The organism is Microbulbifer maximicatervae (SeqCode), assembly GCF_052467325.1.
This window is the reverse complement of the sequence record NZ_CP174310.1, coordinates 260,198-272,684: the sequence shown is the minus strand read 5'-3', so window position 1 is coordinate 272,684 and position 12,487 is coordinate 260,198. Positions and strand designations below refer to the sequence as shown.

The window sequence follows — 12,487 nt, the reverse complement described above, 5'->3', positions numbered from 1 at the left end:
GTGACAGTATCGGGATATTTCATGTCAGACTTTGTTGGCGACTATCAAGCGCCCTCCGACTTATTAAATAGCAAGATTATTCTTATCACCGGTGCCGGAGACGGCATAGGTAAAACTGCAGCAAAGACTTTTGCCGCTCACGGGGCGACGGTAATTTTGCTAGGGCGTACAACTCCCAAGTTAGAAGCAGTCTATGACGAAATCGAGGCTGCCGGTGGGCCACAGCCGGCTATTTTCCCCATGGACCTGGGTGCGGCAAAAATAGAGGATTTCGAGAGCCTTGCAGAAGCTATTCGCAACGAGTTTGGCCGCCTGGATGGACTCCTGCACAATGCCGGCCTACTCGGGCAACGCACCCCTATCGGCAATTACAATTTCAATACTTGGCAACAAGTAATGCAGGTCAATGTTAATGCAGCATTTGGGCTAACAAAGGCAATGCTGCCCCTGCTAGAGGAATCAGAAGCCGGCTCTGTTATTTTTACAAGCTCCAGCGTTGGAGTTAAAGGGAGAGCCTATTGGGGAGCCTATTCAGTATCGAAATTTGCCACCGAAGGGCTAATGCAGGTACTCGCCGATGAACTGGAAGGGGTTTCCAATACCCGGGTCAACTCCCTAAACCCCGGGGCAACCCGTACAACAATGCGAGCAACTGCCTACCCAGCAGAAAACCCCCAGTCGGTAACCTCTGCAGAAGATATTATGCCCACCTACCTCTACTTAATGGGTAGAGACAGCAACGGCATAAGCGGGAAGCATTTTAGCGCCCAGAAGAAATAGAGACCCTGCCCCATGGACAAGAATCCGAACTTCGGTCTCGGGCGCTTGTCCATGAAACTCTTGATCGAAATTGTACTCGGTAGCTAATCAACTATTCACCGAAGCCCTTTTCATCGCCATCTTTTGCACCTGAGCCTTCCCCAACTGGCGGCATATGCTCCGGAGCATCGGCAAATACATCACCTTCAAACTCCATCATATGCGAGCCATCAAACAGCTCTATATCTTGAGCGTCTCCCGAGTATTGGTTGTAGTCAACAGACTGATCATCACTCTCACTAAGCACGATCCCCACAGCATAAGCTGCAGACCGGTCAGACACCGCGAGACTTATTCCTTCGCAAGACACATACCCAATCACAACAGCAAACAGTGCTGCAGGTGTTAGCAACCCCTTCATCTTTCCGCCCCTGGATAGTTAACTTTTATGATTTTTTGCTTATTGATAGCTTGCCAGACTTTTAGAGGCATAGTTAGTCACCCCCTGACTTCAAACCTAACCCAACATCTCAAATAAATTAGCCATTAAGGCCGCTTCTCAGGTCATCTGTGCTATTGCGCAAATTCTTTCATGTTGGCAAGCTGAAAAGTGTGAGCCTTTTCCCAAATCTATTTGTTCATGCCGACCATGTCAGGCAGAATAAAAGTCATAATTAGCAAATAAGTCGACACCCTGAACTATGAAAGCCCTCATCATTTTTGCCCTGCTAGCACTTTCCTCCTCGCCAATATTTGCGGACTCGTTAAAGAACCAAGTCAAATCCTGCTCTGAAATTAAACCCCAAGAAGGTCGTCTCAGATGCTATGACCGGATCGCCAACTCCCTTGATCAGCAAGCAGTTAAAGAGTTTGGCCAAGAACAAAAACGGATAGCTGAAGAGGCCCCCAAACATATTGAGGCGAAAATAGTCGCAATCCAAATGGCAGCGCACCAGAAGCGTCTAATTTCCCTCAATAATGGCCAAACGTGGAAACAAAATGACTCTAAGGGAGTAAATTGGAAAATCGGCGACCTTGTGGTTGTAGAACGAGCCATGTTCGGCTCCTTTTTTATGAAACCTGCCGACGGTGGACCAAAGCTTCGCGTAAAACGCGTTAAGTAGTATCCGCGCCCCTCTTGGTGGGTGCCTGCACCCACCCCAATCATTTCCCGTCAATAATCCACCCTCCTAATTTCAACCAACCCAGGCACTTTCAGCAACACTCTTCTATAGTGAGAAAGGAATAGGCGCCAAAAGCGCCTTGAGAGGCTAAACAGCGTGTAGTACTTACACAGCCAACAGAAGGTTTAAGCACTTGTCCCGAGAACATTTTTACTCAAGGGATGAAGAATGGCTGAAGGATACAGGCGAACCACTCTCTGACTCCTGCCAGGGCGCTAGCGAGCCCGACCCCCAGGTCGAGCAAGGCCCAGGCGTGGAAGAGATCCACGCAACGGGTGAATCCCTCTCCGAGAGCGGCACCACCCCAATGCAAAGCTATCTCAAGCATCTATATAGGCTTGAACTACTGACCCCGGAGGAAGAACACAGCACCACCTGCCTACTACGTGACCTGGAGGAAAAGCTAATATTCAACCTCCAGGAAAGCGGCACCGAACTGGTCCAGCTGCGAAGTGAGGGAGTGGAACAACGAGGAAGCACCGGTGCCTACGACCATGGATTAATCATTGCTCACACGGAAATCCTCCTCACAAGTGAACATTTGGATCGGCGCAGTCGCAGCAGGATAATCGGGCTATTACAACGCTTTCAAAAACAGCGGAAAAAACTGATCCAATGTAATCTGCGCTTGGTTATTGCTATCGCAAAACGCTTTCGCAACCCATCTGTGCCCTTTATCGATTTAATTCAAGAAGGCAATGTTGGATTAATGAAAGCCATTGAGCGATTCAAACCACAAATGGGATATCGATTTTCCACCTATGCCTACTGGTGGATTCAGCAAGAAATTCAATTAGCCTTAAGGCGCAACGAAGATCTAGTCCGACAACCGGCTAATGTTCAGGATGATTTAAGAGCAATCTACAGGGCCATTGGCGAAGTCCGTGCTCAGGGGCAGCCCGCATCTGATGACAACCTAGCCCGCCACACCGGACTGGACATTGAGAGAATTCAGAGCCTGTTAAAGCTACCTGGGCCCACCGGCTCTCTGGATGACCCGGTTGCAGATGACCAAAGCAGCACCAGACTGGACTATGCGCCAGCTGACGAGCTGTACAATACCGATGAACTGGTAACCAACCAGGAGCTAGCTCAGCGCCTCCGTGAAGCTGTTGCCCGTCTCCCCGCACGACAAAGGACAGTCCTCAACTTGAGGTACGGGTTAATTTCTGACAAGGACTGTTCTTTTCGGGTTATTGGTGAGCAGTTAGGGCTTAGCCAGGAGCGCGCGAGGCAACTACATTCTGACGCACTTCGACAACTGAAACGGCAGTGGCGCTAGAAAAGGAAGAAGCCGGTGGCAAGCCTCTTTAGGGAGCTTGCCATCGAACCCTTTCCCACTAGTCTTTAAAACAGCCCTATCAGTTAGTACCGCGAAGCTATGCGTAAATCAGTGGTCTTTAACGATAAGTGCAGTGCTTTTAAATACTGCGCCTATATTTTTTCCTGCGGACTCTTCCTTACTCCGCCAATCCACGCGGAATCTGAATTCATTGTAAGTGCAGGCAAAGGACTTGGGAATGAATTGATGCAGTATCGCTCTATCTCGGCTTCAGAAATGGCTGGATTTAGCTACTCACATTTACTGTCTTCATTTAGCCTTGGCAATAATTCATTACAATGGTGGGGCCAAGGCAGTTACTCCCATATGCGAATTGAGCATCGAAGCGAGAAACAGCAGCAAAATATTCTCGAAATTAAACCAATTCTCCGCTGGTACCCTCGAAATGAATTTCAGGGCGGATTTGCTGAAGCAGGTGCAGGCGCGTCCTACTTAAGCCAAAAGAACTTCGGTGATATCGGATTGAGCACCAAACTAAATTTTGCCCTGCACTTTGCTCTTGGGTACCGCTTTTCCAGAGGCTACATCCTTTCATTAAGATACAGTCACTTTTCAAACGCCAGAACCAATACACCCAACCCCGGCTTTGATTTTGCCTCTTTAAATGGACATCTTAGTTTTTAAAGACTCAATGCTATAGCCCAGCTACTAGCGACTCGCGTGCCCACCAAATTAACTTATAAGATTCTGAAAAAAATCTATGGTTTTTCCAGCTGAAGCTGCATAACTAAACTCTTGAGGGTTCGAGTTGTTTGGCTTGTTCAGCAAATTCAAACTTGTTTGTATTAAAGATTTAATATCACCTCGCTCCACCAACCCTTCGGGGAAATAATTTTGCAAAACCTCACCCGTACAGCCTCCAGAATAAGCGACTACCGGGCGCCCCATTGCCATTGCCTCCTTGGAATACTTTGCATTCTCATCCTTCTCACTGGCGAGTTGAAATACTAACTGGGAAGTTGCATACAACTCACGCATATCACGGCGTTCACCGAGAAAAGTTACCTTGCCGCCGAGATCCAATTCTTGCGCGAGCCCTTCCAGTTTTTTCAAATAGCGTAAATCATCATCCATCAAAGCCCCTACAATCACTCCATGAATATCTTCGTTGTGTGCAGCAGCTTGGGCCAACATATGTAAAAACTCTTCTTGCCCCCCACTTGCAGAGATCTCTCCCGGCATCAGCCACCAGTTTTTCCCTTCCAGCTGAGGATAACTATTCAAAAGCTTCAATTGCCACTGGCTCGCCACTGGTTTCTCTCGATCAAACTCGCGAATATTGATACCGCGATAAATAACCTCTACGGAGTTTTCAACAATTTTGGCAGAGGAATTCCTCAGGTTCTCTGCAACCCCATGCGAGGTTGCGATAATTCCATCTCCCGACAGAAAACCTTTATTTAAGTAACTTTTGGGAAAAGGTTTATCCACAAGAGGTACCAGCTTGGGCCGACTTGTAACCGGCTCACTCTTTAAGGCGCGCCAAGCTAGAAAAGCTGTTAAACGGCCATAGGTATGGACAATATCCGGGTTCAACCCCGTAAGAATCTTACGCAGGCGGGATTTATGCCGCAAAGACCATATTGACTCAGTGGTTTTTGGAAAGCTGATAAAGTCACTACCGTGCAGACGAAACCGCGCCTCCAATGGCCCACCAGCAGAAATCACCAGAGACTCGTGGCCGTTTTTGACCAGTTCACTTGCAAACTCAAGCGCAAGAGTTGCTGTGATTCCGGGCTCTAGATTGGGCAAAAATTGTACAACTTTCAATTTGACTTCCGTGGCAACAAACCAAAAGGTCTATTTTGACTTCCAATAAGATAATTTCCCAGTAAATCATCACTAATTTGCAAGCCAGTGACTCCATACGCAAAAGCTCCCCTGGCACCCGAAAGTGTTAGTGATAGTATTTGCAATGGCAAACCACTCAGGGACCTGAAAATGCTTCACCGACAAATAAGTTACTTTCTCGCCTTTACGCTGCTTCTGCTAACAATAGGTGCTTCAGCTGCTGAGAGCGACAAAGGTGTCTTCTGGAAAGCGACCAAAGATAGTAAAACCATTTACTTATTAGGCTCTGTTCACTTGGCAACTGAGGATTTTTACCCCCTTAGATCAAAAATCGAGCAAGCCTATACCAAAAGTGACGCCATTGCCGTCGAGGCCGATATTCTAGCTGCAGAAGGCGATAGCCTGTTGCAGCAGCGAATCAAGATGGAGTCTGTATACCAGGGAAAACGCACCTTAAAAGACGAATTACCACCGGAGCTTTATAGCCAATTAAAATCTTGGATGCGAAAGCGGAATATGCCCGAAGCTATGTTTATCCGGCAGCGTCCCGCCATTGCCATGATTTCCATAAGCATGATTGAGATGCAAGCCCACGGCCTCAATCCAGAGCTCGGCATTGATCGCCATTTTCTGTTGAAAGCTAAAAAAGATGGGAAATCTATTCTGGAACTGGAAGGAGTTCTCCAACAGTTCCAAATGTTAAATGGCCTGGACAACCCTGCATTATTATTTCAACAAACCCTCGAGCAAATTGGGGATATTTCATCCTTTTTGCCCAAGCTGACCGGCGCATGGAAAAGAGGTGATGAGGATGAATTAAACCGCCTAATCATCCTGGATGGTCTAACAGAGAACCCTGAATATAAACCTCTTTATGACACTTTGTTCTTTGAACGCAATGAAAAGATGGCAGAAAAAATTGCCCTAAAGGGGCCAAATTACAAATCTCTTTTCGTTATTGTCGGCGCTGGCCACCTAGTAGGCGATCGTAGCGTTATCAAGTTTTTGAGTGACAGTGGTTACAAGCTAGAGCGCCTTTAATATGTCACCCTGAGCATTTTCGGCGCAGGCTTTCTGCGCCCCTCTTCTCATCACACCGCCACGCCCCAACCTTTTCTATTGCTAAACTCGAATAGCACTTCTTCCGTGACCAATGACAACTCTCAAATAGAGGCGCTCAATGAAATATTGGGGAGCATGCTGTGCCACTTCAATATTTTTATTTTACTTCCCAGCCATCGCTGATGAAGCCGAAACAAAAGGTGGACTGAAAATTGTCTCTGACGATGGGAACTTCTCCGCACAACTAGGCGGAAGAATTCACTTCGATACATATATTTTTGATAAAGATCTGGAAGACCCGGTTAACACCACAGACTTTCGCCGCGTAAGGTTGTCAATGAAAGGCAAAATCTGGAAGTGGAACTACAAACTTGAGAGAGACTTTGCATCCGATGGGACTGGAGGATTGCGAGACGTCTATTTAGCAACAAAGTTCTATACGGGAAAACTAACCATCGGCAACTTTAAACCCAGCCGCTCAATCAATGAGCTGACAAGCTCCAATGACCTAGTGCTCATGGAGCGGGCATTTACCAGCGCTGCAGGTATTTATTCTGGGCGTGGGCGTCAGCAAGGTATCGACTGGCATAAGCATTGGTGCTGTCATACATTTGGTTTTACGTTATTCAACTTACGGGACCCAGGCGATCCCAGGAACTCGGGGTTTGGCGCAGCAACTCGACTGACCTGGGCTCCAATTAACGATGTTTTATCAACAGTTCATCTGGGTGTATACCGTAGCTACGAAAAAGCGAATCAGGACAGTCCCGATATCACTGCTGAAGTTGCCTATGCGGGCCGACGAGGGCCGGAGCAGCTGATAGCAATCACACCTGGCGGATCAGATAATTTTTTTGGCGAGTTTGGTGACGATGAGTTTTTCCTTGGAGATGGCGGAGGCCGGGTCAATACTACCGGTTTCGAGCTAGCTGCGACTTACGGCCCTCTATTCGGCCAAGCGGAATATGCGTATGGTCATTTCACAGGGAAGATATACCTCTCTGAATTGACCTATGAGGAATTCTTCGGTCTTCCGCCAAGTTTTTTTTGTGACCCCATAAGCGGATGCTTTATTGGCGGACAGGATGTTCACTCCTGGTACATTATGGGAAGCTGGGTAATTACCGGCCAACATAAACCCTACGACTCCAAGATAGGGGTATTTAAATCTATCAAGCCATCTCCTCCAGAGGGTGCCTGGGAAGTTGCCGCAAGATATACCGCTATAGAGAATCGGGATTTTCGCCAGCTGCGAGCGAGTAATTTTATATTTGGGGTCAATTACTATTTCAACCCCAAAGTCCGGGTAATGATGAACATCACCCTCGGTGACGATGATTTTACTGGAGATAAAACCAACCAATTTGCCATACGACTACAGGGGGTTTGGTAGGGGGGGGTATAAAGTGGCTCAAGACAGTCCTCAAGCCACTTTACCAAACGGAAAATTAACCTACTTGCTGCGCCTTAGCTGGGTCAAAAACCTCAACCTCTGCAGAAAGTTTTATATCCCGAACCGGATTTTCAAATCGATTTAATGCGATATTTCGCTGCTCTTTCGCTTTCTCAATATTGGCCTCTTTCACCGGGCCGTAGCCCCGGATGATATCCGGATATTGAAGTAGCTCAACTGCAGCAGCGTGATTCTGCGAATTTAATTGGCCCAGAACTTTCTTAACCAATTCTTCATATTCACTGATCAGTGCCCTCTCCATTTTTCGCTCAGCAGTATAACCAAATATATCAAGCGCCGATCCGCGCAAGAACTTCAGCTTCGCCAAAACACCAAATGCCTTGTACATCCAACCGCCAAATTTCATTTTGCGGGGACGCCCCAAGCCTTTATCGAAGCGCGCCAATAACGGGGGAGCCAAATTGAACTCCAGTGTAAAGTCACCACTGAAGTTCTCTTTTAGCGATTCGGTAAAGCGGCTATCGGTGTATAGGCGGGCCACCTCGTACTCATCCTTATAGGCAAGCAACTTTGCATAATTGCGCGCAACCACCTCAGCCAACTGCACATTCCCGGGCACTTTTAAAATCTCAGCAGATTTCACCGTATCGACCAAACTGCGGTAACGCTCGGCGAGGTCCGCATTTTGATAACCGGTGAGGTGCTCCACCCGGTGAGCCACAATCGCTTCAAGAGTTTGTGGTACCTCTACTGCAACTTTTTCGTGGGTTAACAGTTTGTCCAGAGCGTTGCGATTTTCTGCCGCCAACCGCCCTGCAGCAAACCCCTGCAGATTTCCTTCCACAGCTACACCGTTTAAGCGGATCGCTTCCAGCAGGGAGGCTTCAGTTAGCGGGATCAACCCTTTCTGCCAGGCGTAGCCGAGCATAAAAATGTTGGCGGCAAGCGTATCACCCAGAGCTGCCTTGGTCAGGCGATGCGCTTCTACTGAGCTGAGCTCATTAACCGCACCACTCACCGTATCCAATACCGCTTGCGGTGAATGGACATCCTCACGCCCGAGAACCGTTGCCGCCGTTGGACTCAAGTGGGTATTCACTACCGCGCGACTGTGCGATTTATCCAGTTTAACCAAACAAGCTGCCACATTGCCGGCTGCAATCAGGTCACAGGCCATTAAGGCATCGGCACGACCGTCGGAAATACGTACCGCGCGCAAAGACTCGGGCGCAGCCGCAAAGCGAATATGGGAGTAAACCGCTCCGCCCTTCTGAGCCAATCCCGTCTGATCAAGGGTGCTGCACGCTTTGTCCTCGATATGTGCCGCCATCGCTAGCAAAGCGCCAATGGTCACTACACCCGTACCGCCAACGCCGGTAACCAGGAAGTTATACGGCTGCTGTAAGCCCGGAAGCTGTGGTGAGGGCAACTTGGCCGCCTCAGTTCGCAACACGTCACCTACCCCGGCGCCCTTGGCAATATTGCCACCTTTCACCGTGACAAATGAGGGGCAGAAGCCGTTAACGCAGGACATATCCTGATTACAGCCGGTTTGGTTTACCCTGCGTTTGTCGCCCAGAGCTGTTTCCACTTTCTCAACAGCGATACAGCTCGACTGCTGGACGCAGTCCCCACAGCCTTCACACACCAGCTCGTTGATAAAGGGGCGCCCCTCGGCTTTAGGCAGTAGCCCGCGCTTGCGCTTGCGGCGCAGTTCGGTGGCACAGGTCTGGTCGTAAATAATAACGGTACAACCTTCAACCTCACGCAGCTCATCCATTACAACGGGCAAGTAATCCCGGTGACGAATTTCAACTTCACTGGGGAAGGACAGCGCACCCTTGTATTTATCCAGGTTATCTATCACCAGGATAACTTTCTGCACCCCTTCTGCCAAAACTTGGCGACAGATCATATCCGGAGCCAACTCACCATCGTGGGGCTGGCCGCCGGTCATGGCGACCGCATCATTAAACAGGATCTTGTAAGTGATATTGACCTTGGCAGCCACGGAAGCGCGAATCGCCAAAATACCGGAGTGGAAATAGGTACCATCACCCAGGTTTACAAAGACATGCTTTTCAGTGGTAAACGGCGCCTGCCCTACCCAGTTGACCCCTTCGGCACCCATTTGGGTGAAGGTATAAGTCTCCCTATCCAACCACTGGGCCATATAGTGACAACCAATACCTGCTAAGGCTCGGCTTCCCTCCGGCACCTTGGTAGAACGATTGTGGGGGCAGCCGGCACAGAACATAGGCAAGCGAGACACACTTGAGCCCGTCTGCTGGGAAATACGCTCAGCCAGGGCATTGAGGCGCATCAAGCGGTGCTTGCCGCCTTCATCCAACTTGTCCTCACCCAAAACAAAACCCAATACCTGGGCAATAATCGCTGGCGACAGCTCGCCATAAGCAGGCATCAGCGGCTGATCACTATCGTCCACTTTGCCGAGAATACGCGGGAAATTCGGGTCCTTCACGTGGACGTTGTACAGCTCCTCTTTCAGCTGCACTTCCATCAAACTGCGTTTTTCCTCAAGCACCAGCAGCGTATCCAAGCCACGGGCAAACTCCTGGATACCCGGCACATCCAACGGGTAGGTCATACCCACTTTAAGGATTCGAATACCGAGCTGCTTGGCCTTCTGCTCATCGATACCCATGTCTTCGAAGGCCTGCATCAAGTCCAGATGGGCCTTACCGGTGGTGACGATGCCGAGGCTCGCCTCAGGATTTTCCAGTACAACCTTGTTGAGTTTATTGGCGCGGGCAAAAGCCAGCGCAGCGGGGCGCTTGTAGCGCCACAGGCGCTCTTCCTGCTCGAGAGGGTTATCCTGCTTGCGAATATTCAGGCCGCCCTCGGGACGTTCAATATCCGGGTAGTGAAATTTAACCCGCTCAGGGTCCACTTCCACGGTCGCAGAGCTATCCATATTTTCTGCCAGGGTGATCATTGCCACCCAGCAGCCGCTAAAGCGGGACAGCTCCAGCCCGTAGTGACCATAATCCAACACTTCCTGCACGGTGGCGGGGTTAAGTACTGGAATATGCATATCCACAAAGGCAAATTCAGACTGCCCGGGATAGGAGGATGACTTACAGCCGTGGTCATCGCCAGCAACGATCAGCGCGCCACCTTTGGGAGAGGAGCCAGCGGCGTTGGCATGGCGAAATGCATCGCAGGAGCGATCGACACCCGGTGTCTTGCCATACCAAATCCCGCAGACGCCATCCACTTCTGCACCCTGGAACAAGCCCACCTGCTGGGAACCCCAAACAGCTGTAGCCGCCAACTCTTCATTGACGCCAGGCTGGAAACGGATGTTGTACTCTCCCAGCAGTTTTTTCGCCCTGGATAACTGCAGGTCGTAGCCACCTAATGGCGACCCCCGATAACCGGAGATAAAAGTCGCGGTATTGAGGTCGCGATCCCGGTCCATTCGCATCTGGTCTATGGGTAAGCGCACAAGGGCCTGGATACCTGAAAGGAGCACACGGCCCTTGAGCATGGTGTAGCGGTCGTCCAATGAAACCTGTTTTTTTACATGGGAATCCGCCGTACTTTGAGGACTGGTTACTTTTTCAGTCATACACCTACTTCCGGTTAATTATTCTTCTCGAAACCCGGTTCGAGTTATTAGTCATTATTCTTCCGAATAGTCCGTTTTCTGTGGTTAGATGCGCCTGTTTTTATATTTGCCGCAAAGTCCCAGTGCGGCTGAGGGCACACTGCACCTATCCCGAAACGGTTTAGTCAGGTCATACTAGTTCGTTAAGCGCAATAGAGCATTGCTTTATTCACGCAAATATGCGTAAATTTGTGATAGAAGTTTCGATTTAGATAATTTTTATAGGATAGGAGTCTTTATGAAGCGTTCGACAGACCTGGATGATTTTGACCGTAAGATTCTGCGAGCGCTGCAGGAGAACGCAGATTACTCCATGGCAGAGCTGGGCGATAAAGTCGGCCTTTCGCACACCCCCTGCTGGCGCAGAATCAAGCGATTGGAAGCCGAAGGCATTATCCGTGGCCGTGTTACCCTGCTGGACCCACGCAAACTGGATCTGGGTGTCACTGTATACTGCTACGTTACCATCCACAATCACGATGAGGAATCCCTGAACAACTTTGAATCAGCAGTTCAGGATGTCCAGGAGGTGGTCGAGTGCTACTCCACCAGCGGAGACAAAGACTATGTCCTGCGTGTTGTAGTAGATAGCGTGGAGCACTATGAGCAATTACTGAAGCGCTCCCTGGTACACCTGCCAAACGTGGCCTCAGTCAACTCCACCTTCGCCCTCAAGCAGGTGAAGTACACTACCCAGCTGCCACTTTAAGCCAAAAGTGTGAAAAGTAAAGCCCCTTGTTTTAACGCATGGGGCTTACTGAGAAAATTTGGGTTACTCTGCAAGCTCCCGCAGCGCATTAAGCAAATGATCAAGCGTTTCCTGCAGTGACTTTCTGTCACAATCCACCGTTATTTCTGCATATTGCCGGTAAAGGGCCTGTCGCTCTTCAAATAAGTCCGCAAAAGACTGCCCTGGCGCCTTCGCAATGCCACGGCTTTCATAATTATGGATACGCCGGCGTAACTCCTTAGCTGAACACTGAAGAAACACTACCACACCCTGACTGCGTAGATTCGCCATGCCCTCTTCGCTATAGACGGCGCTTCCTCCAGTGGCAATAACATCACTGGGGAGGGTGGCCTCGGCTAATACCTCCCCTTCAATGGCACGGAGATTAAGATAGTCACTTTCGGCCATAATTTGCTGCAAAGTCTTGCCCTCTCTGGACTGGATCAAAACATCAGTATCTGTAAACCCCAGTGCCAGCTCCTTTGCCAACAACACCCCCAGCGTACTTTTACCGGCGCCGGGCATTCCAATCAGGACAATACTTTTTCTTTTTTTCATTTTATTAATACTTGCA

Annotated in this window: 11 protein-coding genes; 7 read left to right on the top strand and 4 right to left on the bottom strand. The window is 49.3% G+C overall.

Features of this window, described 5'->3' with window-relative positions; translation table 11 throughout:
- Positions 1 to 21 precede the first annotated feature (21 nt).
- Positions 22 to 780 carry a YciK family oxidoreductase gene (locus ACJJIE_RS01440; RefSeq protein ID WP_444893284.1) on the top strand — a complete coding sequence of 253 codons (759 nt, stop codon included), beginning with the start codon at positions 22 to 24 and terminating at the stop codon, positions 778 to 780.
- 91 nt (positions 781 to 871) lie between these two features.
- Here ACJJIE_RS01440 and ACJJIE_RS01435 read toward each other — a convergent pair whose 3' ends face one another.
- Positions 872 to 1,180 (bottom strand): hypothetical protein, encoded by a 309-nt coding sequence (locus tag ACJJIE_RS01435; RefSeq protein ID WP_282932038.1) that lies wholly within the window; start codon positions 1,178 to 1,180, stop codon positions 872 to 874.
- Between the two features lie 280 nt (positions 1,181 to 1,460).
- On the opposite strand from ACJJIE_RS01435, the gene ACJJIE_RS01430 reads away from it, so the two are divergent.
- From ACJJIE_RS01430 to ACJJIE_RS01420, 3 genes are all read left to right on the top strand, one after another.
- Positions 1,461 to 1,883, top strand: a complete 423-nt coding sequence (locus ACJJIE_RS01430; RefSeq protein WP_282932037.1) for a hypothetical protein — start codon at positions 1,461 to 1,463, stop codon at positions 1,881 to 1,883.
- Positions 1,884 to 2,076: 193 nt separating this feature from the next.
- On the top strand, positions 2,077 to 3,225 hold the full coding sequence (locus ACJJIE_RS01425; protein ID WP_282932036.1) for a sigma-70 family RNA polymerase sigma factor: 1,149 nt from the start codon (positions 2,077 to 2,079) through the stop codon (positions 3,223 to 3,225).
- A 246-nt stretch (positions 3,226 to 3,471) separates the two neighbouring features.
- Positions 3,472 to 3,909 carry an acyloxyacyl hydrolase gene (locus tag ACJJIE_RS01420; RefSeq protein WP_444893283.1) on the top strand — a complete coding sequence of 146 codons (438 nt, stop codon included), beginning with the start codon at positions 3,472 to 3,474 and terminating at the stop codon, positions 3,907 to 3,909.
- A gap of 48 nt (positions 3,910 to 3,957) precedes the next feature.
- On the opposite strand, the gene ACJJIE_RS01415 is transcribed toward ACJJIE_RS01420, so the two are convergent.
- Complete coding sequence (locus ACJJIE_RS01415) at positions 3,958 to 5,055, bottom strand: glycosyltransferase (RefSeq protein WP_444893282.1); 1,098 nt, start codon at positions 5,053 to 5,055, stop codon at positions 3,958 to 3,960.
- Between the two features lie 171 nt (positions 5,056 to 5,226).
- Between ACJJIE_RS01415 and ACJJIE_RS01410 the strand changes: the two genes are divergently transcribed.
- Both ACJJIE_RS01410 and ACJJIE_RS01405 read left to right on the top strand, forming a co-directional pair.
- Complete coding sequence (locus ACJJIE_RS01410) at positions 5,227 to 6,117, top strand: TraB/GumN family protein (protein ID WP_444893281.1); 891 nt, start codon at positions 5,227 to 5,229, stop codon at positions 6,115 to 6,117.
- A 139-nt stretch (positions 6,118 to 6,256) separates the two neighbouring features.
- Positions 6,257 to 7,531 (top strand): OprO/OprP family phosphate-selective porin, encoded by a 1,275-nt coding sequence (locus ACJJIE_RS01405; protein ID WP_444893280.1) that lies wholly within the window; start codon positions 6,257 to 6,259, stop codon positions 7,529 to 7,531.
- Between the two features lie 55 nt (positions 7,532 to 7,586).
- Here the strand turns inward: ACJJIE_RS01405 and ACJJIE_RS01400 are convergent, their stop codons facing one another.
- Complete coding sequence (locus ACJJIE_RS01400; RefSeq protein WP_444893279.1) at positions 7,587 to 11,144, bottom strand: indolepyruvate ferredoxin oxidoreductase family protein; 3,558 nt, start codon at positions 11,142 to 11,144, stop codon at positions 7,587 to 7,589.
- 277 nt (positions 11,145 to 11,421) lie between these two features.
- Between ACJJIE_RS01400 and ACJJIE_RS01395 the strand changes: the two genes are divergently transcribed.
- Positions 11,422 to 11,892 (top strand): Lrp/AsnC family transcriptional regulator, encoded by a 471-nt coding sequence (locus ACJJIE_RS01395; RefSeq protein ID WP_020413378.1) that lies wholly within the window; start codon positions 11,422 to 11,424, stop codon positions 11,890 to 11,892.
- Positions 11,893 to 11,955: 63 nt separating this feature from the next.
- Here the strand turns inward: ACJJIE_RS01395 and ACJJIE_RS01390 are convergent, their stop codons facing one another.
- Positions 11,956 to 12,471 carry a shikimate kinase gene (locus ACJJIE_RS01390; protein ID WP_444893278.1) on the bottom strand — a complete coding sequence of 172 codons (516 nt, stop codon included), beginning with the start codon at positions 12,469 to 12,471 and terminating at the stop codon, positions 11,956 to 11,958.
- Positions 12,472 to 12,487: the final 16 nt, after the last annotated feature.